Origin of the sequence: Solirubrobacter deserti, from assembly GCF_027587175.1 — a bacterium.
Taxonomy (GTDB): domain Bacteria; phylum Actinomycetota; class Thermoleophilia; order Solirubrobacterales; family Solirubrobacteraceae; genus Solirubrobacter; species Solirubrobacter deserti.
The window spans coordinates 162,869-183,876 of record NZ_JAPCID010000006.1 but is presented as its reverse complement, the minus strand read 5'-3'; the positions used below and the strand labels follow the sequence as shown (position 1 = coordinate 183,876).

Below are 21,008 nucleotides of genomic sequence, written 5' to 3'. Positions count from 1 at the left end.
AGACGGTCTGCATGTGAGCCTCCTACGTTTGGCGGTGCGACGTCGCATCTGCGTCCTACCCGAGCCCGTTGTGTTTGCGCGCTGCGTCGTTGATCATTCGGTCGCGGGTGAGGCTCGCGTCGCACGCCCTACCCGCTCCCGACGGTCCCGCTCGGGAAGGCGCGGGCGCTCGACGCGGGTCCGAGCTCCCGCGACCTCCCACCTCGACGCTTTGGAAGTTGCAGGGCTCGTCGCGCGGCAAGGCGCTCCTCGGATTACTCGAGCACTAGAGGCTGATCCGTGTCGTCAGCAGGTCCTGCCGATGTACCACGCGTAGGCGATCACCCAGTACGACAGGTATCCGAGGTGCGTGTCCCCGGGCTTGACGCAGATGTTCCTGTAGGTCGTCCCCCAGATGTTCTCGGCGTCGATGAGGACGCGCCCCCGCGTTGCGCAATGGCGGTACGTTTCGCCGCCGACGAAGCCGCATGCGCGCCGCGCGGCGGGGACGCGCGTGCTCGTGGAAGCGGCCGGGCCGGCAGCGAACGAGGTGATCGTCGCGGGCGGGGCCGTGCTTAGGGCGGGGGCCTGGGCGGCCGCGGCAGTGTGGCCGGCCACCGGGACGGCGGTCGCTGCAACGGTGACTGCGGCGACCAAAGCCTTCCGTGTCAAGTTCATGATCGGTCTCCCGTTCCGTTGATCTCGGTCTGTCGTCGGCTCGCGAGCCGACGACTGCGGAACGAGAGAATCGCGATGAGCGCCGTTGGTTCCAAACAGTTCGAGGAAGTTCGAAGAGCTCGAGTGGGAGCCCGCGGGAGCGGTCAGGACGAACGCAGCTCGGCGGAGCCACAGCCCGGTCCGTACCGATCCCGGCTCTCGTACAACTCACGCCTCCGCGCGAACTTGGATATGCGCCGGCATCGAGTCCCCCTCCCGCAACTTCGACCGGACCGGCACCCGTCTTGACGGCCGTGTCCACTCCTGCCGTCACGAGGGCCTACTCGTCGATGGGCACGAGCGCAGTGTCCACCGTCCGACCGGTCACCGTCGCCCAGCCGAAGATGACGCCCGCCTGGACGCCATACCGGTGAGGATGTCGAGCGCGATCCGCTCGGCGGCCAGCGCGGTGATTCCGGCCACGTCGAACGGCGGGCACACCTCGACGACGTCGGCGGCGCAGATCTCCAGCTCGGAGGCCACCCGGCGCAACGCCCCGCGCAGCTCGCGGGTGGAGAGCCCGCCCGGCTCGGGTGTGCCGGTGCCGGGCGCGAAGGCCGGATCGAGGACGTCGACGTCGACGGTGAGGTAGACGCGCGGCGCCGCGCCGGCCACGTGCGCGATCGCGTCGTCGAGGACGCGGTGCAGGCCGCGCTCCTCGATCTCGTCCATCGTGTGCCAGCGGAAGCCGGCTTCGCGCATCCAGGTGAAGTCGTCCGGGCCCGGCCACGTGCCGCGCAGGCCGATCTGGACCGCGCGACGGCCGTCCAGGTAGCCCTCCTCGACCGCGACGCGGAACGGCGTGCCGTGGGAGATCCGCACGCCGTAGAGCTCGGCGGCGGTGTCGGCGTGGGTGTCGAAGTGCACGACGGCGTACCCGTCGCGGCCATACCGTTCTGAGAGCACGCGCAGGGTCGGCAACGACAGCGAGTGGTCACCGCCGAGCACGAGCGGCACGGCGCCGGCCGCGAGGACGCTGCGCAGGACGTCCGCGAGGTGCTCGTGCGAGCGCTCCAGATCGGCGGGGGCGACGGTGCAGTCGCCGTGGTCGATCACCTCGAACACGGCGAACGGGTCCAGCCCGGTGCCGAGGTGCGGGCGCCCGGCGTGCCCGCCGTCGTCGGCGGCGCGAATCGCGCGCGGGCCGAACCGCGCGCCCGGCCGGTTGGACGTGCCGTCGTCGAACGGCGCGCCGACGACCGCCACGTCGACCCCCTCGAGCCCTTCGGCATCGAGCACCAGCCGGCGGCCGGCGAACGTCCCGCCGATCCCGGCATGGCCGGGTGAGTCGCCGCGCACGCCGAACCGCTGTGAACCCTCCATGGCACCCACCCTAGGGCAACTCGCGCGCGGTGCCCGGTGCGACCAGGCCGGTCTCGTAGGCGAAGATCACCGCCTGGACGCGGCTGGTGAGCTCGAGCTTGGCGAGCATGCGCCCCACGTGGCTCTTGACGGTGCTCTCCTCCAGGTGCAGGTGGGCGGCGATGTCGGCGTTGCTGCGCCCGGCGGCGATGCCGAGCAGGACGTCGCGCTCACGCGGGGTCAGGTCGGCGAGCGCGGGATCGCCGGCGCGGGCCGGCGCGGCCGAGACGAACTGGTCGAGCAGACGGCGCGTCACCTCGGGCGAGATCAGCGCGTCGCCGCGGGCGACCGCGCGGACGGCGTCGATGATGCGATCGGGCGGCGAGTCCTTGACGAGGAAGCCGACCGCTCCGGCGCGCAGCGCCTCGAAGACGTACTCGTCGAGGTCGAACGTCGTGATCACGATCACCTCGACGCCGGCGGTGTCGCGCAGGCGGCGCGCGGCCTCGAGCCCGTCCATGCGCGGCATGCGGATGTCGATGAGCAGGACTTCGGGCGCGCGACGCTCGACCTGGCCGAGCGCGTCGAGGCCGTCGACGGCCTCCCCCACGACCTCGATGTCCGGCTCGCTCTCGAGGATCATCCGCAGGCCTTGGCGGGCGATCGCCTGGTCGTCGGCGACGATCACGCGGATGCTCACGGCGCCACCCCGGCGACACGCGCCGGCGCCGGCTCCGCGTCCAGCGGCAGCGCCGCCCGCACCGACCAGCCGCCGCCGGCGGTCGGGCCCGCCGAGAAGCGGCCGCCGACGATCGCGACGCGCTCGCGCATCCCCTCGATGCCGCCGCCGGGCCGGGCGGGGCCGCCGACGCCGTCGTCGTCGACGGCGATCAGCAACTCGTGCTCCCCGTAGGCGATCCGCACGCGAACCGCGCTCGCGCCCGCGTGGCGAACGACGTTGGTCAGCGACTCCTGCACGACCCGGTAGGCGCAGACCTCGAGCTCGTCCGAGAGCGGGCGGTCGGCCCCGTCCACGCGCAGGTCGACGGCGAGGCCGGCGTCGCGCGCCGGGTCCAGCAGCTCCTCGACGTGCCCCAGCCGCGGCGCCGGTGCGCGGGCGGCCGGTCCCGACTCCCGCAGGACGCCGAGCGTGCGCCGCGTCTGGCCGAGCGCCTCCGAGGTGAGCCGGTGGATGCGTTCCAGGGCGGCACGCGCGCCCGGGTCGGTCGTGGTGCGTCCGGCGCCCGCGGCCTGGAGGGAGATCGCGCTCAGATGGTGACCGGTGATGTCGTGCACGTCGCGGGCGATCCGCAGCCGCTCCTCGACGACCGCGCGCTCGACGTCGCGGTCGCGCAGCTCCGCGATCCGGCGCGCGAGCTCCTGCGCCTCGCGGACCCGTTCGCGCTCGCTGCGGATCGCATCGCCGATCAGCACGGCCGTGACGCCGATCGCGACACCGCCGAGGATCCGCACCAGCACCGGGCTGTCCTCGCCCGTGATCGCCACCGCCGCCGCCATCACGGTCCCGGTGTACGCGGCGAGCGGGACCGTCACCCGGTGCGCGCTGACGAGCGCCGCGCGGCCGCCGAGCATGAGCGCGAGCAGCACCGGCACGATCACCGAGTAGCCGAGCGACAGCGCGGCCCCGGCGAACGGCAGCGCGACGACCGCCGCCGCCAGCGGGTGCTCGCGCCGGACGGCGAGCGGCGCGCAGGCCGCGATCACGAGCAACGCGCCGAGCAGGTCGGGGGCGCGATCGGGCGGCGTCGTGCGTGCGAGATCGACCTGCAACACCGCGAGCGCCGCCGCGGTCACCAGCGCGGTCCACAGCACATCGGCGCGTCGAGGCACGCAGCCAGCGTAGAGGCGCGCGGCGCCCGGCCGCTTCCCCCTAAAGGCGGAACCGGATGCGTCCTCGTGGGCCAAGCAGAAGGGCTCCTTCGGCGGTCGTCGCGGCGCGCCGCGACCCCGATGGTGAAGGCGAACCCTGCTCCCCACCGAGGAACCTCCGATGGCAACTGCTCTCTACAGATTGGGCCGCTTGGCCTTCCGCCGCCGCAAGACGTTTCTGGCCGTCTGGCTGGTCGTGCTCGGCGGCATGTTCGCGGCCGCCGCGACGCTCAGCGGACCCACCACCGACTCCGCCACGATGCCCGGCACCGAGTCGCAGGAGGCGGTCGACCTGCTCGAGGAACGCCTGCCCCAGGCCAACGGCGCGTCCGGGCGGATCGTGTTCGCCGCACCCAAGGGCGAGCAGCTGACCGGCGGCGAGCGGGCGGCGGCCGTCGCGGACGCGGTCGCCGGTGCCGCCGAGGCACCCGGCGTGACCGCCGTCAGCGAGCCCGTCACCTCCGAGGACGGGCGCGTCGCGCTCGCCCAGGTGAGCTGGGCCACCACGGCGGAGGACATCCCTGAAGGGTCGGTCGAGGCCGTGCAGCGCGCTGCCGGGACCGCGCGCGCCGCCGACGTCCAGGTCGAGTTCGGCGGCGACGCGGTCGCCTCCGAGGCCTCCCTCGGCGGGCTCGGGGAGATCCTCGGCTTCGCCGTCGCGGCGCTCGTGCTCGCGATCACGTTCGGCTCGCTCGTGGCCGCCGGGCTGCCGCTGTTGACAGCGCTGATCGGCGTCGCCGTCGGGATCATGGGCATCACGGCGGCCACCGGCTTCGTCGACATGGACTCGACGGTCCCGACCGTCGCCCTGATGCTCGGCCTCGCCGTCGGCATCGACTACGCGCTGTTCATCATCTCGCGCCACCGCACGCAGCTGTTCGAAGGGATGGAGCTCGAGGAGTCCGTCGGCCGCGCCGTCGGCACGGCCGGCAGCGCGGTCGTGTTCGCGGGCGCGACGGTGCTGATCGCGCTCGCTTCGCTGACCGTCGTCGGCATCCCGTTCATGAGCGCGATGGGGCTCGCGGCGGCCGCGACGGTCGCCGTGGCCGTCGCGGTCTCGCTCACCCTCGTGCCCGCCCTGCTGGGCTTCGCGGGCCGGCGGATCGCCAAGGGCAAGAACTTCGACACCGGCCCGCGCGCGGCCCGGCCGACCCTCGGGGCGCGCTGGGTCGGCCTGCTCACGCGGCACCCGCGGCCCGCGGTCCTGCTGTCGGTGCTCGCGCTGAGCGCGCTGTCGGTCCCGGTGCTCGACATGCGCCTCGGCCAGCCCGACGACTCGACCGCCGCGCCCCAGGAGACCAACCGCAAGGCCTATGACCTGCTCGTCGCGGGCTTCGGCCCGGGCTTCAACGGACCGCTCACGCTCGTGGTCGACGCCGGCCGCGGCGGCGACGCCGAGGCCGCCGGCGACGCGGTCGCGGCGGAGTTCGGCCGGCTCGCGGATGTCGCCGACGTGAGCGAGCCGACGCTCAACGAGGGCGGTGACACCGCGATCGTCACGCTCACCCCGCGCAGCGGCCCGTCCACGGACGCGACGAAGGACCTCGTCCAGCGGATCCGGGACCGCACCGACACGCTCGACGGCGAGCTGAACGCCCGGACCCTCGTGACCGGGCCGACCGCGGCCAACATCGACTTCGCCGATCGCCTCTCCGGCGCGCTGGTGCCCTACCTCGCGGTCATCGTCGGGCTCGCGTTCGTGCTGCTGACGCTCGCGTTCCGGTCGATCCTCGTCCCGCTCACGGCCGTCGGCGGGTTCCTGCTGACGATCGGCGCCGCGTTCGGCGCGCTCGTCGGGGTCTTCCAGCAGGGGGCGCTCTCGAGCGTGTTCGGCGTCGAGCAGGCGCCGATCGTCTCGGTGCTGCCGATCTTCATCGTCGGCATCCTGTTCGGCCTCGCGATGGACTACCAGGTGTTCCTGGTCTCGCGGATGCGTGAGGAGCACGTCCACGGCGCGCAGCCGACGCGGGCGATCACCGAGGGCTTCCGGCACGGCGCCCGCGTCGTCACCGGCGCCGCGCTGATCATGGCGGCGGTCTTCGCGGGCTTCATCGTCGAGGACGTCGCGATCATCAAGTCGATCGGCTTCGCCCTCGCGTTCGGAATCCTGGTCGACGCCTTCGTCGTGCGGATGACGTTGATCCCCGCGCTGCTCGCGCTGCTCGGCGAACGCGCGTGGTGGCTGCCGGGGTGGCTTGACCGGGTGCTCCCGCGCGTGGACGTCGAGGGAGAGCAGCTGCGCCGGCGGCTGGTCCGCGTCCGCGAGCGGGACGTGCCATCGTCCCCGGCATGACGCCAGGGGTGTACGTGATGGGCTGCGAGCCCGCCACCGGCAAGTCCGCGGTCGCGCTCGGCGTGCGACAACTGCTCGCACGCCGGCTGACGCGGCTCGGGGTGTTCCGGCCGGTCGTGGCCGATCCCGAGCAGGATGCGTTGGTGTCCGTGCTGCGCTCGGACGCGTTTCCCTACGAAGCGTCCATCGGCGTCACTCACGACGAGGTGCGCGCGGACGAGGAGCGGGCGCTGGAGGAGATCGTGGCGCGCTACCGGGCGCTCGCCGCACAGTGTGACGGCGTACTCGTGGTCGGCACGGACTTCCATGCGGTCGGCGCCGGGGGCGAGGTCGCGTTCAACGCGCGCGTCGCGCTCAACCTCGGGTTGCCGACGCTGCTGGTGGTCAGCGGGCACGATCGCTCCGTGGCCGAGGTGCAGGAGGCGGTCGCGGTGGCCGTGAGCGCGGTCAAGGGCGTGGGCGCCGAGGTCGTCGGCGTCGTCGCCAACCGCGTGCGCTTCGACCTGGTCGCCGACGTCCAGGGCGTCGGCGGCCCGCCGATCTATGCGCTGCCGGAGATCGACCTGCTGATGGCGCCGACCGTCGGCCAGGTCGCCGCGGCCTGCGACGGCGAGATCATCGCGGGCGACGCGGAACTGCTCGGGCGTGAGGCGCTGCACCTCACGGTCGCCGCGATGACGCTGCCGAACCTGATGGAGCGGATCGAGGACGGCGCGGTGCTGATCACGCCCGGCGACCGGGCCGAGGTGCTGCTCGCGGCGCTGTTCGCGCACGCGTCGAAGGAGCTTCCCTCCCCCGCCGGCGTCGTCCTCACGGGCGGGTTGCGGCCGTCGGACACGTTCCTGAAGCCGCTCGAGGGCTTCCCCACCATGCTGCCGGTCGTCCTGACCGAGCACGGGACGTACGAGACCGCCACGCTCGCGGGCTCACGCGAAGGCGTCATCGCGGTCGACACGCCGCGCAAGATCACCAAGGCGCTGGCCGTGTTCGAGGAGTACGTCGACGGGGACGAGTTCCTCTCGCGCGTGGACGTGACGCGCTCGGAGGCGGTCACGCCGCTGATGTTCGAGTACGAGCTGCTGGACCGGGCGCGGGCGGCCGGAAAGCACATCGTGCTGCCCGAAGGCACGGACGAGCGCGTCCTGCGGGCCGCCGAGACGCTGCTGCGCCGGCGCGTGGTGGAGCTCACGCTGCTCGGCCGGGAGGACGAGGTGCGCGGCGCGGCCTCCCGGCTGGGCGTGGACCTGTGGGGCGCGAACATCCTCGACCCGACCGACGAGGAGCTGCGCGAGCGCTTCGCCGCCGAGTACACCGAGCGACGCCGGCACAAGGGCATGGTGTTGGACGCGGCCCGCGACATCGTCACCGACGTCTCCTACTTCGGCACGCTGATGGTCGCGCTGGGGATGGCGGACGGGATGGTGAGCGGCGCCACGCACACCACCGCGGAGACGATCCGGCCCGCGTTCGAGGTGATCAAGTCCGCGCCGGGCGCCGGCGTCGTGTCCAGCGTGTTCTTCATGTGCCTGGCCGACCAGGTGCTCGTGTACGGCGACTGCGCCGTGAACCCGAACCCGACCGCCGAGCAGCTGGCCGACATCGCGATCTCGTCCGCCGCCACCGCCGCGCAGTTCGGCATCGAGCCGCGCGTCGCGATGCTCTCCTACTCGACGGGTCAGTCCGGTGCGGGCGCGGAGGTCGAGCGCGTGCGCACGGCGACCGAGCTCGTGAAGGAACGGGCGCCGGAGCTCTCCGTCGAGGGCCCGATCCAGTACGACGCCGCCGTCGACGCGGGCGTGGCGAAGACCAAGCTGCCCGGCTCGCAGGTGGCCGGCCGTGCGACCGTGTTCATCTTCCCCGACCTCAACACGGGCAACAACACCTACAAGGCCGTGCAGCGCTCGGCCAACGCGATCGCCGTCGGCCCGGTGCTGCAGGGCCTGAACAAACCGGTCAACGACCTCTCGCGCGGCGCGACCGTGCACGACATCGTCAACACCGTCGCGATCACCGCGATCCAAGCCGCCGGATGAGCGTCCTCACCGTCAACTGCGGCTCCTCCTCGCTGAAGTGGTCGGTCATCGACCCGCCGGAGACGCTCGCGTCCGGGACCGTCCAGCGTGTGGAGGACCACTCGGAGGCGCTCACCGAGGTATTGAGCAAGGCGCCGCTGGACGGCCTGGAGGTCGTCGCCCACCGCGTCGTCCACGGCGGTGAGCGCTACTCCGCGCCGGTGCGCATCACCGACGCCGTGCTCGACTCGATCCGCGACCTGAGCGTGCTCGCCCCGCTTCACAACCCCGTCAATGCGGACGGGATCGAGGTGGCGATGAAGGCGCTGCCCGACGTCCCCCACGTCGCCGTCTTCGACACCGCCTTCCACGCCACGCTGCCGCCGCGCGCGTACACCTACGCCGTCCCGCGCGCCTGGAACGTGCGCCGCTACGGCTTCCACGGCACCTCGCACGCGTACGTCGCGCGTGAGGCGGCCCGGCTGCTCGAGCGGCCGCCCGAGGACGTGAACGTGATCGTCCTGCACCTGGGCAACGGCGCTTCGGCCTCGGCCGTCGCCGGCGGGCGCTCGATCGACACGTCGATGGGCCTGACACCGCTGGAAGGGCTGGTGATGGGCACGCGCTCGGGGGACGTCGACCCGGCGCTCATCCTCCACCTGCGGCGCACGCTCAACCTGGACACGGACGAGATCGACCGGGTGCTCAACTCGCGCTCCGGGCTGCTCGCGCTGGCCGGGGACAATGACCTGCGCGAGGTGCACCGCCGGATCGAGGCCGGCGACGCCGCAGCCGAGCTCGCGCTGGACGTCTACTGCTACCGGATCAAGAAGTACGTCGGCGCCTACCTGGCCGCGCTCGGCGGCGCGGACGCGATCGCGTTCACCGCCGGCGTGGGCGAGAACGACGCGGTCGTGCGGGAGCGCTCCCTGGCAGGGCTCGAGCGGCTCGGGATCGTCGTGGACCCCCAGCGCAACGCGGCCGGCGGCCCGGTCATCTCCGGCGACGACTCCCCCGTGACGGTGCTCGTCGTGCCGACCGACGAAGAACTCGAAATGGCCTCCCAGGCGGTCGCGTTGGTCCGGTAACGTCGGGTCGTGCGGATCGTCCCGTTCGTCCCCGGTCGCCGCCCGACCGACGAGGCCCGCAGCGCCGGGCAGGGCTCCAGCGACCCGGTCGCGTTCCTCAACGCGGGACCGGGCAACCGCTGCCTGCTGCTGCTCGAGCTCGACGGGGACGGTGAGGGCGAGGTCACGACGCTCACCGGGAACCACATCCGGCGGCGGGCCTTCACGCCCGAGCGGGTGGGTGAGCGGGCGGTGCTGGCGCTCGACCCCGACACGGACTGCGCGGGCGACTACGGCTTCGCGCACCGGTTCATGCAGACCGTGCAGGTCAGCGTGCGCTTCGGCGGCGAGGAGGCCGCGACGACGATCGACGTGTTCGACCTCTCCCAGCTCGGGTCGCTGTACCAGCGGATCGTCGAGCAGGTGGTCAAGCCCGACGTCGAGCGCCAGGCGCCATGGCTGTCCTACAAGACGCACCCGTGGTACCCGGTGCTGCTGATCGGGTCCCACAAGGCCGAGCTGTACACGCGCGCGCTCGTCGGCGACGTCGTGCGCAAGCGCCAGAACCTCGCCGACCCGGGCTGGCTGACGCGCGTCGGGCTCTACCTGGAGCTGATGACCGCGCTGGGCGTGATCGCGGCCGTGCGCGACGATCCCGGGGATCTGCTCAGCCCCGAGGAGCGCGCCGCGGCGGACACCTGGGACGACCTGACGATCAACGTCGACGGCTGGCGCGAGGTGGCCAAGCTGCGCAAGGTCGCGCAGCCGATCGGCCTGCGCAACCTGCTGGCCAAGAAGAAGGCGACGCTCGAGTTCCTGCATGTGCACCACGAGGACCTCAAGCACGCCATCGAGCTCGCCGGGCCCAACCGCACCAACGCCCAGGAGACCTGGCACCGGGTGTTCCGCGACGCCGAGCGAGCCGTGCTGTGCAAGACGCCGGAGGCGTTCCCGGAGCTTGGGCTGCTTCCCGACGAGCTGCGCGAGTTCATCCTCTGGCACCGGCGCGGGCACGTGCGGATGCTGCGCGCGCTGCGCGTTCCCGGCCCGCTGCCCAAGCTGGTCGGCGACCAGGACGGGCTGTTCGCCTCGGCCTGCAACCAGTACCGGGCGTCGATGAACGACGTCGCCGAGTGGGCGGCCGAGCGCGGGCTGATGGAGCACGCCGGCGGCGAGTGCGTCCCGCGCCAGGTGTCCCTGCTGGAGGCGCACATGAACCAGCCCAGCCGGGTCGCGCTGCTGCAGGCCCGCGACGGCTACGACCCCGAGCGCGGGCTCGAGGTCGGCGAGGACCTGCCGCCGGACTACACGCCGCCGCTGCGCGACGTCGCGGCGCTGCTCGGCGCCGCGCCGATCTTCGCGCCGTTGACGCCCGAGGAGCTGGACACGCTCGCGCACACCGCGCGGCCGCTCACGTTCGGCCCGGCCGAGCGGATCCTCGTCCAGGACGAGCCCGGCGACAGCCTGTTCGTGGTCGTCGAGGGCACCGTCGAGGTGTTCCTGCGCCGCCACGACGGCGAGGAGGTCGACCTGGGCACGCGCTCGCAGGGCGCCGTGCTCGGCGAGATGTCACTGCTCACCGGCGCACCGCGCTCCGCGACCGTGCGGGCGCTGGACGGCGCGCTCGTCTACGAGGTCGGCCGCAAGCAGTACGAGCCGATCCTCGAGGCCCGGCCGGTGCTGCGTCAGATGCTCGAGGACGAGATGCAGACGCGGCTACAGGCGCAGGCCGAGACCCTCAGCGGGTCGTCACGGTCACGTAGGCGATCTGCTCTTCGCGGCCGAAGACCACGTCCATGATGCGCTTCACGATGCAGGTCATGGATCCAAGTGTGCCCGCCGAGCGACGAAACAGACATCGCTCGGCGGGGTGAAGCTCCTCACACGGCGATCTGGCGCCCCACCGCTTCGGTCGAGAGCGCCCACAACCGGTCGGCGTTGTCGGGATCGAGCGCGTAGCGCGCGACGCCCGCCTCCTCGCGGCGATCGATGACCGGGGCTTCGGCCGTGTCCTCGTAGTAGCGGCCGCCCACGCCCTCCAGCGCGGGCGCGGTGGCGACGTAGACGCTGGTCGCGGCGCCCTGCTCGGGTGTCTTGAGCTGGAAGCCACTCGCGACGTAGCGCTCGATGAACTCAGGGTCGACGTGGCGCTGCAGGTTGGTGGCGATGCCACCGGGATGGACCGCGTTGGCGAAGATCCCGTCGCGCGCCCAGCGCGCGGTCGCGCCGACCGCGAACAGCACGTTGGCCGTCTTCGCCTGTCCGTACGCCGCCCATGGGTCATAGTCCCGGAAGGCGAAGTTGACGTCGTCGAAGATCACCGGCGAGCGCAGGTGGGCGCGCGAGGAGACGCTCACGATCCGCGCCCCTTCGGCCGCGAGGGCGCCGTGCAGGCCGACCGCGAGCGCGAAGTGGCCGAGGTGGTTGGTCGCGAGCTGCAGCTCGAAGCCCTCGCGGCTGAGCTGGAGCTCGGGCAGCGCCATCACACCGGCGTTGTTGATGAGCAGGTGGAGCGGGCCGTCCCAGGCGCGCGCGAACGCGTCGACCGAGTCCAGGTCGGCGAGGTCGAGCCGGCGCACGTCGGCGCCGATCTCGGCCGCCAGCCCAGAGGCGGCCTCAGTGTTGCGGACGGCGAGCGTGACCTCGGCGCCCACGCCGGCCAGCGCACGAGCGGTCTCGACGCCGATCCCGGACGCGCCGCCGGTCACGAAGGCGCGCCTGCCGGTCAGGTCGATGCCCGCGACGACCTCGGCCGCGGTGGTCTCGAAGCTCATCGCGCCACCCCACCGTGCGCGGCGACGGCGACATCGTCCCAGCGCTCCCACTCGGCGATCCGCTTGGCGTACTCGGCCTTGATCATCTCGAGCGTGCCTTGGCCGAGGAACAGCCGCAGCGGCGGCTCCTCGGCGTCGACCAGCTGCAGGATCGCGGAGCCGGTGGCCTCCGGGTCGCCCGGCACGGCCAGCCGCGCCTTGCGCGCCTCCATGACCTGCTCGCGGATCTCGGCGTAGGCCTCCAGCGGCTGGGCGTGCACGGCCGACGGGCCGGACCAGTCGGTCGAGAAGCCGGTCGGCTCGACGAGCGTCACCTTGACGCCGAAGCCGGCGACCTCCTGCGCCAGCGCCTGGCTGAAGCCCTCGAGCCCCCACTTGGAGGCGTGGTAGAGCCCGACGAGCGGGAACGCGTTCACGCCGCCGATCGAGGACACCTGGATGATGTGCCCGGAGCGCTGCTCGCGCAGGATCGGGAGCGCTGCCTGCGTCACCCACAGCGCGCCGAACAGGTTGGTCTCCAGCTGCGCGCGTGCCTCCTGCTCGCTGACCTCCTCGATGAACCCGAAGAGCCCGTAGCCGGCGTTGTTGATGACGACGTCGAGCCGCCCGAAGCGCTCGTGCGCCTGCTTGACCGCCGCCTCGACCGCGGCCTTGTCGGTGACGTCGAGCGCCAGCGCGAGCACGTTGTCGCCGAAGCGTTCGACCAGGGCGTCGAGCGTGGACGCGTCGCGCGCGGTGGCGGCGACGCGGTCCCCGCGCTCGAGCGCGGCCTCCGCCCAGATCCGGCCGAAGCCCTTCGACGTGCCGGTGATGAACCAGACCTTCGACATGGATTGCCTCCTAAACTTGATCCGGAGGGTTCCTCCGGTTGCTTTTCCAGCATAGCGGAGGGTGCCTCCGTTTCGATGCGCGCCGACGCTGCCCGAAATCGCTCGAAGCTGTTGTCCGCCGCCGCGGAGGAGTTCGCGCTGCGCGGATCCGAGGCGTCGCTCGAGGCGGTGGCGAAGCGTGCGGGCGTCGGGATCGGGACGCTCTACCGCCACTTCCCGACGCGGGACGAACTGGTCGCGGCCGCCTACGAGGCGGAGGTCGAGGACCTGCGCGCGACCGCTGATGCGCTGCTCGCCGAGCATCCGCCGGACGTCGCGCTGGAGCGCTGGATGGATCGCTTCATCGACTACACGGCGACCAAACGCGGGATGGCGGCGGCCCTGGACGCGGACTTCAAGGCGGTGCAGAGCGGCAAGATCCGCGGGGCGGTCGAGACGCTGCGGGCGGCGGGTGTCGAGGCGGGCGTGCTGCGCGCCGACGTGGACGCCGACGACGTGCGCGCGATGATGGGCGCCGTGTGGCAGATCACCGACCCCGAGCGCGCGCGACGGATGCTGCGCGTACTGATGGACGGGCTGCGGGTCGTCCAATCGGAGGACGCGTCGCTCAATTAGTCAAGGGAGCTGCCGACAAAGGGGGCACCATGAACCCCTTCAACGCCTCAGCCGCGCTGATGGCTCGCCTCACGTACGCGCGCAAGTTCCTGCTCCTCGGCCTCGTGCTGCTCGCGCCCGCCGTCTACGCGTTGCACGCGTACTGGCAGACGCAAGGCGAGACGATCGCGTTCGCCGAGAGCGAGCGCGCCGGCGTCGCGTTCGTGGCGCCCGCGAACGACCTGGTGCTGGCCGTCGTGGCCGCCCGCTCGGCCGCCGTGCGCGGCGAGGCCGTGCCGTCCGACGCGGTGCGTCGCGCCGTGACCGCGGTCGACGCGGCCGACGGGTCGGCGATCGGCGTCGACGGGGCGTGGCGCGAGACGCGCGCGAAGGTGCTCAAGGCGCTGGAGACGAAGGCGTCGGGCCGCGCCGCGTACGAGGCCTACGAGGGCGCGGTCGCCGGGTCGCTCGGGCTGGTGGTGAAGGCGGGTGACGGCTCCAAGCTCATCCTCGACCCCGACCTGGACTCCTTCTACGTGATGGACGCGCTGATCACCAAGCTGCCCGCGATCGCGGACGGCACGGGGCGCGTGAACGACCTGCAGGCGATCGCCGAGACGATGGACGACCGGATCGCGCTGGCGGCCGCGGAGAACTCCCTCGCCTCGACCGTCGCCGCGATGCGCGGCGGGTTCGAGACCGCGTTCGCCGAGACGGCGGACCCGAAGCTCGAGCCGGCGCTCAAGCCGCTGGCGGCGTCGCGCGACGTGCGCGCGCTCGAGCACGCCGCGACGCCCGCCCTGGACGCGCTGCTGGTCGCCCGCATCGACAAGTTCTCGGCCGCGCGGTTGAAGGTCGCGCTGCTCGTGGCGCTCGGCGCGCTCGTCGCGCTGTTCCTGTTCGTCGGCTTCTTCGTGTCCACGCGCCGCGGCGTGCGGGAGATCTCCGACCGGCTCACCTCCCTGCGCGACCACTGCTCCGCCGACCTCTCGGACGCGCTGCGGCGGATGGCCGACGGCGACCTGACGGTGGAGATCACCTCCGTCACGCCGCCCGTCGCGCACGTCTCGCGCGACGAGCTCGGGCAGGTGGCGGTGGCCGTGGACGGGGTCCGCGAGAGCACGGTCGAGTCGATCGGCGCCTACAACGCGATGCGCGCCTCGCTGGCCGAGTTGATCGGCAGCGTGTCGCTGAACGCGGGCACGGTGTCGGCCGCTTCGCAGCAGATGGCCGCGACCTCGCAGGACGCGGGGCGCGCGGTGGGCGACATCGCGGCCGCGGTCAACGACGTGGCGCAGGGCGCTGAGCGGCAGGTCAAGCTCGTCGAGTCCACCCGCACGGCGGTGCAGGAGGCGGCGCGCGCGGCGTCGGCCTCGGCGGTCACCGCGCTGGCCACCTCCGAGGCCGCCGAGAGCGTGCGCCGCGCCGCGGGCGAAGGCGCGGTCACGGCCGAGCGCGCGAGCGAATCGATCACGCGCATCGCCGCGACCTCGGACGCGGTCGGCGGCGCCATCGAGGACCTGTCGGAGCGCTCGGCGCGGATCGGCGGGATCGTCGACGCAATCACCGCGATCGCCGAGCAGACGAACCTGCTGGCGCTGAACGCGGCGATCGAGGCGGCCCGCGCGGGCGAGGCCGGGCGAGGGTTCGCGGTCGTCGCCGAGGAGGTGCGCAAGCTCGCCGAGGAGTCCCAGGGCGCCGCTTCGCAGATCTCGGCACTCGTGCGGGAGATCCAGGGCGAGACGGCGCGGGTCGTGAGCGTCGTGGCCGAGAGCCGGCGTGAGACCGAGGCGGGCGTGGCGACGGTCGCGTCCACGCGGGCGGCGTTCGAGGCCATCGGCGCGACCGTTGAGGACATGACCGCGCGCGTGGCCGAGATCTCCGCGGCGGTCGGGCAGATCGCGGCCGAGGCCGAGCGGGCCGAGCGCGAGGTCGACGACGTCGCGGCCGTGGCCGAGGAGTCCTCGGCGTCCGCGGAGCAGGTGTCCGCCTCCACGCACCAGACGGGCGCCTCGACGCAGGAGATCGCGGCGTCGGCGGCGGGCTTGTCGCGCACGGCGGCGGATCTCGACTCGCTCGTGGGTCGCTTCGTCGTCTGAGATCATGCCGCGATGAGCGCGGCACCCACGACGGCGGGCGCGATGAAGGCCGTCCTCACCGACGAGCGGTTCTCCGACCCCGAGTGGATCTTCGAGCGCAAGCTGGACGGCATCCGCTGCGTCGCGATCCGTGACGGCGACGGTCCGGCGCGGATGCTCTCGCGCAACGACCTGTCGCTGCGCGAGCGCTACCCGGCGGTGGCGGAGGCGCTCGACGGGCAGGCGCGGGCGCGGTTCGCCGTCGACGGCGAGATCGTCAGCGCGTCGGGCAAGTTCCAGGACCGTTCCGGGCCGTTCTTCTACTACGTCTTCGACGTCCAGTGGCTGGACGGATCGGACGTGCGCGGGCTTCCTTTGCGGGAACGCAAGGCGCTGCTGCGGGAGGCGCTGGCGTGGGACGACCCGCTGCGGTTGACCGAGTATCGCAACGAGGACGGTGAGGCGATGTTCGCCGAGGCGTGCGCGTCCGGCTGGGAGGGCGTGATCGCCAAGCGGGCGGACTCGCTCTACACCGACAAGCGTCCCCGCGACTGGCTGAAGTTCAAGTGCGAGCACGGGCAGGAGCTGGTGATCGGCGGGTTCACGCCCCCGAAGGGCTCGCGGGTCGAGTTCGGCGCGCTGCTCGTGGGCGTCTACGAGGGCGAGCACCTGCACTACGCGGGCAAGGTCGGGACGGGCTTCGACCGGGCCGAGCTCGTGCGGCTGGCCGGGTTGCTCCGGCCGCTGGAGCGGGCACTATCGCCGTTCTACGACGCGCCGCGGTTCCGCGACGTCACGTGGGTGGAGCCGCGGCTGGTCGCTCAGTGCGGCTTCGCGGAGTGGACGAACGACGGCCGCCTGCGCCATCCGCGCTACCTGGGGCTACGGGAGGACAAGGACCCGCGCGCGGTCGTGCGCGAGGGCACCGCTTAAACGCGGAAGCCCGTCACAGAGGACGGGCTTCGGCCATCAGAAGTCGGGCGAATAATGGTCGGGGGACGTCGTAAAACGAGGTCTCAGCCCTCTGGGTGCCGTCTCTGTCTGACACCCCTGATATCGGCAGCCGGCGCGGGCTACTTGAACACGCCTTCGCGGAATTTGCGGCCGTCCCAGTCGTACGGCTCCCCGGGGCGGGCGGCGCGGCCGGCCATGAACACGAACGTGTTGTCCTCGACGGCGATCGCCTGGACGCGCACGGTGTCGGGGGCGAAGCGCACGCGGCCCTCGCTGGACGGCTCGCGCTGGTTGAACGACACCCACTTCCCCACCAGGTGAGGCGGGACGGCCAGCACGCGGACCTCGCCGTTGATGCCGGCGTCGCGGAGCTCGCGGGTGAGCGTCTCGGGACTCGCCGTGGCGTCCTCGATCCGCAACTCGATCCAGCCGTCGCGGCGCTCGACCGCGAGCGAGGCGCTCGAGGGCCAGACGATCAGCGCGGTGAGGATTGCGACGAGCGCGGGCAGGGCGAGCTTCCGGCGGCGCGGCCGTGCGGTCTCCTGCAGCTCGGCGAGCAGCGGGCCGCGCAGGGCGGCGAGACGGGCGTCGGCGTCAATCATGGAGTGCTCCTGCGGGGCGGGTGGGCGTGGCGCGCAGCTCGCCGAGGCGGCGGCGGGCGCGGTTCAGGCGCGAGCGGACGGTGCCGACCGGGATCTCGAGCGCGAGCGCGGTCTCCTCGTAGCTGAGGCCGGCCCAGGCGCACAGCGCGACGACGTCGAGCTCGCGGCGCGGGAGGGTGCGCAGGTCGTCGAGCAGCTCGCGGACTTGCTGGTCGTGGCTCGCGGGCGGCCGCACGGCTTTGAGGCGGTCGAGCGCGGCGGCGTGCCGCCGGGCGAGCCGCCGCTGATTGTGGGCGACGTTGGTCGCGATCCCGTACAGCCACGGGCGGGCCGTCTCGGGCCGCAGGTCCCCGCGGCGCCGCCACGCCTCCAGGAACGTGATCGAGAGCAGGTCCTGCGCGTCCGCCGCGTTCCCGCACTGCCGAAAGCAGAAGCGCAGGAGCTCGGCTGCGTGTCGGTCGTAGAGCTCGGCGAAGCGGTCGCGGTCGTTCATCGCCCCTGTTTGTCCGCGGGGCGCCGGAAAGTTCAGGTGATGACGTCGACGGTCCAGCTGCGGCCGGAGCCGCTGAGCTCGACGGTGTGGCCCGCGGCGCGGACGGCGCCGGCGACGTCCTCGGGCGTCTCGGCCGGATCGGCCTGCAGCAGGATGCGGGCGACGTCACCGCGGGTGGCCTTGACCATGTGGCTGACGGTCTTGCCGTCGACGAAGGCGCGGACGCCGACGACCGTGGCCTGCTTCGGCTTCCAGGCGGCGATGTAGGCGCCGGAGCGCAGGTCGACGATCAGCCCCTCGTCCGGCAGCGCCTTGCGCAGCGGGTCGCGCCACAGCGCCGGCAGCGAGGCGATGTGCGGGAGCGTCGCGCCCATCGAGAGCCGGTAGGCCGGGATGCGGTCGCCGGGCCGGACGAAGCCCCACAGCGCGCTCGCGATCAACACGTTCTCGGTGTCCGCGAACGAGCCGAGGCCGAGGTGCTCGTAGAGCACGCCGGTGTAGACCTCGTGGGCGGGCGCGGCGGGCTCGTCGCGCAGCGTCAGGTTGCGGCGCGCCTCCTCCTCCAGCCCCGGTCCGATGTCGAGGTAGGTCAGCGCGCGCGGGAACGTCAGCCGGGACAGCACGTCCAGCAGCCGCTCCCGCGTCTTGTTCAGGCCCGGGAACGGCAGCGCGGCGACGTCGACCGGCTCCCCGCCGGAGGGCGCGGTCTTGCCCTCCGACGGCGGGAGCAGGATCAACATCTAGTCGCTCTGGACCTCGGTGCCGTCCTGCGACCAGCGGGTGTGGAAGGAGCCTTCCTTGTCCACGCGGCGGTAGGTGTGGGCGCCGAAGAAGTCGCGCTGGCCCTGGATCAGGTTCGCGGGGCCGCGCTCGCGGCGGTAGCCGTCGTAGTAGGCGAGCGAGCTCGAGAAGGCCGGGACGGCGACGCCCTGCTCGACCGCGCTGATGATCACCTTGCGCCAGGCGTCCTGGGCGTCGGCGACGGCGTCGCGGAAGTACGGCGCCATCAGCAGGTTCACGAGGTCGGGCTTCTCGGCATAGGACTCGGTGATGCGGTTCAGGAAGCGGGCGCGGATGATGCAGCCGCCGCGCCAGATCTTCGCCAGCTCGCCCATCTGCAGGTCCCAGTCGTAGGTGCGGGCGGCCGCGGCCATCTGCTCGAAGCCCTGGGCGTAGGCGACGACCTTCGAGGCGTAGAGCGCCTTGCGGATGTCGTCGACGAGCGACTCGTTCAGCCCGCCCGGCTTCGGGCCGGCGAGGAAGCCGCTGGCCTCACGCCGCTGGTCGCGCAGGGCGGAGAGCGAGCGCGCGAACACGGCTTCGGTGATGCCCGTGAGCGGCACGCCGAGCTCGAGCGCGTCCTGCGCGGTCCAGCGGCCGGTGCCCTTCTGCTCGGCCTGGTCGACGATCACGTCCACGAGCGGCTTGCCCGTCGCCTCGTCGGTCTTGCCCAGCACGGTTGCGGTGATCTCGATCAGGAAGGACTCGAGGTCGCCCGAGTTCCACTCGTCGAAGATGCCCTTGATCGTCGGGACGTCGAGGCCGACGCCGAAGCGCAGGAGGTCGTAGGCCTCCGCGATCAGCTGCATGTCGGCGTACTCGATGCCGTTGTGGACCATCTTCACGTAGTGGCCCGCGCCGTCGGCGCCGATGTAGGCGCAGCAGGGCTCGCCGTCGACCTGCGCGGCGATCGTGGTGAAGATCTCCTCCACCTCGCCGTACGCGGCGCGCGGCCCGCCCGGCATGATCGACGGGCCGTTGAGCGCGCCCTCCTCGCCGCCGGACACGCCGGTGCCGATGAAGCGCAGGCCCTTCTCGGTCAGGTACTGCTCGCGCCGGCGCGTGTCGACGTAGTGCGAGTTGCCCGCGTCGATGATGATGTCGTCCTTGTCGAGCAGCGGGACGAGGTCCTCGATCACGCCGTCGACGGGCGCGCCCGCCTTGACCATGACGATGATCCGACGCGGGCGGTCGAGCGCCTGCACGAAGTCCTCGAGGCTCTCGGCCCCGGTGAAGTCGCCCTCAGAACCGAACTCGGATACGAAGTCATTCATCTTCGCCGCGGTGCGGTTGTGTACAGCAATGGGCACGCCACGGCGTGCGATGTTGCGCGCGAGGTTCGCCCCCATGACGGCGAGCCCCGTGACTCCGATCTGGCTCATGATGGCCGCACCCTAGCCAACTCGGGTGCTGACCGAACTGCTCACACCGTGGGCACTGCCTAAGCTCTAGGCGGTGGCGCGCCCCGACTACTACGGCAACCCGGCCGGCCTCGTGGACGAGATCGAGGTTGTCCGCGCGCTCTACGACGCCTTCGAGCGCCGCGATCTGGACGCCATGCTGGCCGGCTTCAGCGAGAACGCCGAGCTGTTCCTGGAGGGCACCGCGCGCCTGGCCGGCCGCACCGAGCCCTACCGCGGCCACGACGGCCTGCGCGAGTACCTCGCCGACGTCGACCGCCTGTGGGAGGAGCTCGTCCTGCACGTGGAGGACTATCGCGCCGTGCCCGGCTCCGTCATCGTCATGGGACACATCACCGGCCGCCGCCAGGGCCTGGACGTGCAGCGCGCGGCCGTGTGGACGTGGAAGGTCGCCGACGGTCTCGCCACGTCGGTCAAGGCCGCCGATCTCGGCGACTTGTGATTTGAAGCCCGACATCGAGACACGCGCAGACGTCGAGCGGCTGGTGCGCGCCTTCTACGGCCGCGCCATGTCGGACCCGATGATCGGCTACCTCTTCACCGACGTCGCAGAGCTCGACCTCGAGGCGCACGTGCCGGAGATCACCTCCTTCTGGGAGACGATCCTGCTCGGCGCCCAGAGCTACCGCGGCGGCGCGTTCGCCCCGCACGCCCAGTTGCACATGAAGAGCCCGCTACGCGCCGGCCACTTCGAGCGCTGGCTCGTCCTGTGGACGACCACCGTCGACGAGCTGTTCGAGGGCCCGCGTGCCGGCTACGCCAAGCATCACGCGACCCGCGTCGCCCGCGCCTTCTACGGCCGGATCGAGACGATGGGTGCGCCCGCCCCGGCGGGCGGCGGCTTCGCCGTCACGCAGCACGGCCCGCGCTGACGCGCGCGATCATCCGGCCCGGCCGCGTTCTCCGAACGGGTCGGCGCCGCGGTCGCGAGCACGGCTCGCAGCTTCTTCGCGCCGCGATGCCCGTGCGTGACGAGATCGCGCACCGTGAGGAGGCGGAGCGTGAGGGGCCTGATTGACCGCCCGGCGCAGCGTCTCGAAGCTCGCTACGGCGGACAGGTGGACGATCGTCTGCGCGGGCGTGGTGACCGGGATGCCCCTGCGGGTGGTGGTCGCGAACTCGGCGGCCCGGTGCGTGTTGATGCCCTCGTGACGCTTGACCGTCGGCGCGACCACGTCAGGGTGACGGCCGGTGGGTTCGAGCAGCCCCCAGAGCCGGCCGC

Annotated in this window: 19 protein-coding genes; 9 read left to right on the top strand and 10 right to left on the bottom strand. The window is 72.5% G+C overall.

What is annotated here, in order from left to right; all coding sequences use genetic code 11:
- Positions 1-285: 285 nt before the first annotated feature.
- From OJ962_RS05250 to OJ962_RS05235, 4 genes are all read right to left on the bottom strand, one after another.
- Positions 286-597 (bottom strand): DUF6355 family natural product biosynthesis protein, encoded by a 312-nt coding sequence (locus OJ962_RS05250; RefSeq protein WP_270006220.1) that lies wholly within the window; start codon positions 595-597, stop codon positions 286-288.
- A 423-nt stretch (positions 598-1,020) separates the two neighbouring features.
- On the bottom strand, positions 1,021-2,019 hold the full coding sequence (speB, locus tag OJ962_RS05245) for an agmatinase (RefSeq protein ID WP_202953763.1): 999 nt from the start codon (positions 2,017-2,019) through the stop codon (positions 1,021-1,023).
- Positions 2,020-2,029: 10 nt separating this feature from the next.
- The gene (locus OJ962_RS05240) at positions 2,030-2,698 is read right to left on the bottom strand and encodes a response regulator (RefSeq protein WP_202953762.1); all 669 of its coding nucleotides are present in this window, start codon (positions 2,696-2,698) and stop codon (positions 2,030-2,032) included.
- Positions 2,695-3,849 carry a sensor histidine kinase gene (locus tag OJ962_RS05235; RefSeq protein ID WP_202953761.1) on the bottom strand — a complete coding sequence of 385 codons (1,155 nt, stop codon included), beginning with the start codon at positions 3,847-3,849 and terminating at the stop codon, positions 2,695-2,697. Before OJ962_RS05235 ends, OJ962_RS05240 begins: the two co-directional genes overlap by 4 nt.
- A 190-nt stretch (positions 3,850-4,039) precedes the next feature.
- On the opposite strand from OJ962_RS05235, the gene OJ962_RS05230 reads away from it, so the two are divergent.
- From OJ962_RS05230 to OJ962_RS05215, 4 genes are read left to right on the top strand one after another with little or no spacing between them, the layout of a single operon-like run.
- Entirely contained in the window at positions 4,040-6,181 is a 2,142-nt protein-coding gene (locus tag OJ962_RS05230) for an MMPL family transporter (RefSeq protein ID WP_238931344.1), read from the top strand.
- Positions 6,178-8,214 carry a phosphate acetyltransferase gene (gene pta, locus OJ962_RS05225; protein WP_202953759.1) on the top strand — a complete coding sequence of 679 codons (2,037 nt, stop codon included), beginning with the start codon at positions 6,178-6,180 and terminating at the stop codon, positions 8,212-8,214. Before OJ962_RS05230 ends, pta begins: the two co-directional genes overlap by 4 nt.
- Positions 8,211-9,281, top strand: coding sequence for an acetate/propionate family kinase (locus tag OJ962_RS05220; protein WP_202953758.1), 1,071 nt, complete (start codon positions 8,211-8,213; stop codon positions 9,279-9,281). Before pta ends, OJ962_RS05220 begins: the two co-directional genes overlap by 4 nt.
- 9 nt (positions 9,282-9,290) lie before the next feature.
- Positions 9,291-11,060, top strand: coding sequence for a cyclic nucleotide-binding domain-containing protein (locus OJ962_RS05215; protein ID WP_202953757.1), 1,770 nt, complete (start codon positions 9,291-9,293; stop codon positions 11,058-11,060).
- 80 nt (positions 11,061-11,140) lie between these two features.
- On the opposite strand, the gene OJ962_RS05210 is transcribed toward OJ962_RS05215, so the two are convergent.
- Together OJ962_RS05210 and OJ962_RS05205 are read right to left on the bottom strand one after the other, a co-directional pair.
- Positions 11,141-12,034: an SDR family NAD(P)-dependent oxidoreductase gene (locus OJ962_RS05210; RefSeq protein WP_202953756.1), complete on the bottom strand. Its 894-nt coding sequence runs from the start codon at positions 12,032-12,034 to the stop codon at positions 11,141-11,143.
- Positions 12,031-12,864: an SDR family oxidoreductase gene (locus OJ962_RS05205; protein ID WP_202953755.1), complete on the bottom strand. Its 834-nt coding sequence runs from the start codon at positions 12,862-12,864 to the stop codon at positions 12,031-12,033. Before OJ962_RS05205 ends, OJ962_RS05210 begins: the two co-directional genes overlap by 4 nt.
- Positions 12,865-12,939: 75 nt before the next feature.
- Here OJ962_RS05205 and OJ962_RS05200 point away from each other — a divergent pair, with 75 nt between their 5' ends.
- Genes OJ962_RS05200 through ligD form a run of 3 tightly spaced genes read left to right on the top strand, consistent with a single transcriptional unit; the run spans position 12,940 to position 16,469 of the window.
- On the top strand, positions 12,940-13,479 hold the full coding sequence (locus OJ962_RS05200) for a TetR/AcrR family transcriptional regulator (RefSeq protein WP_202953754.1): 540 nt from the start codon (positions 12,940-12,942) through the stop codon (positions 13,477-13,479).
- Positions 13,480-13,508: 29 nt separating this feature from the next.
- Positions 13,509-15,557: a methyl-accepting chemotaxis protein gene (locus OJ962_RS05195; protein WP_202953753.1), complete on the top strand. Its 2,049-nt coding sequence runs from the start codon at positions 13,509-13,511 to the stop codon at positions 15,555-15,557.
- A gap of 12 nt (positions 15,558-15,569) precedes the next feature.
- Positions 15,570-16,469, top strand: coding sequence for a non-homologous end-joining DNA ligase (gene ligD / locus OJ962_RS05190; protein ID WP_202953752.1), 900 nt, complete (start codon positions 15,570-15,572; stop codon positions 16,467-16,469).
- A gap of 140 nt (positions 16,470-16,609) precedes the next feature.
- Here the strand turns inward: ligD and OJ962_RS05185 are convergent, their stop codons facing one another.
- The 4 genes from OJ962_RS05185 to gndA are packed head-to-tail and all read right to left on the bottom strand — an operon-like array spanning position 16,610 to position 19,747.
- The gene (locus OJ962_RS05185) at positions 16,610-17,092 is read right to left on the bottom strand and encodes a hypothetical protein (protein ID WP_202953751.1); all 483 of its coding nucleotides are present in this window, start codon (positions 17,090-17,092) and stop codon (positions 16,610-16,612) included.
- Complete coding sequence (locus OJ962_RS05180) at positions 17,085-17,585, bottom strand: RNA polymerase sigma factor (protein ID WP_202953750.1); 501 nt, start codon at positions 17,583-17,585, stop codon at positions 17,085-17,087. The genes OJ962_RS05185 and OJ962_RS05180 overlap by 8 nt, the downstream gene beginning before the upstream one ends.
- A gap of 32 nt (positions 17,586-17,617) precedes the next feature.
- Positions 17,618-18,325: a YaaA family protein gene (locus OJ962_RS05175; protein WP_202953749.1), complete on the bottom strand. Its 708-nt coding sequence runs from the start codon at positions 18,323-18,325 to the stop codon at positions 17,618-17,620.
- On the bottom strand, positions 18,326-19,747 hold the full coding sequence (gene gndA / locus OJ962_RS05170) for an NADP-dependent phosphogluconate dehydrogenase (RefSeq protein WP_202953748.1): 1,422 nt from the start codon (positions 19,745-19,747) through the stop codon (positions 18,326-18,328). It lies immediately after the preceding gene.
- Positions 19,748-19,820: 73 nt separating this feature from the next.
- Here gndA and OJ962_RS05165 point away from each other — a divergent pair, with 73 nt between their 5' ends.
- Both OJ962_RS05165 and OJ962_RS05160 read left to right on the top strand, forming a co-directional pair.
- Positions 19,821-20,228, top strand: coding sequence for a nuclear transport factor 2 family protein (locus OJ962_RS05165; protein WP_202953747.1), 408 nt, complete (start codon positions 19,821-19,823; stop codon positions 20,226-20,228).
- Position 20,229: 1 nt separating this feature from the next.
- Positions 20,230-20,658 (top strand): group III truncated hemoglobin, encoded by a 429-nt coding sequence (locus tag OJ962_RS05160; protein ID WP_238931343.1) that lies wholly within the window; start codon positions 20,230-20,232, stop codon positions 20,656-20,658.
- The last annotated feature ends 350 nt before the right edge of the window (positions 20,659-21,008 follow it).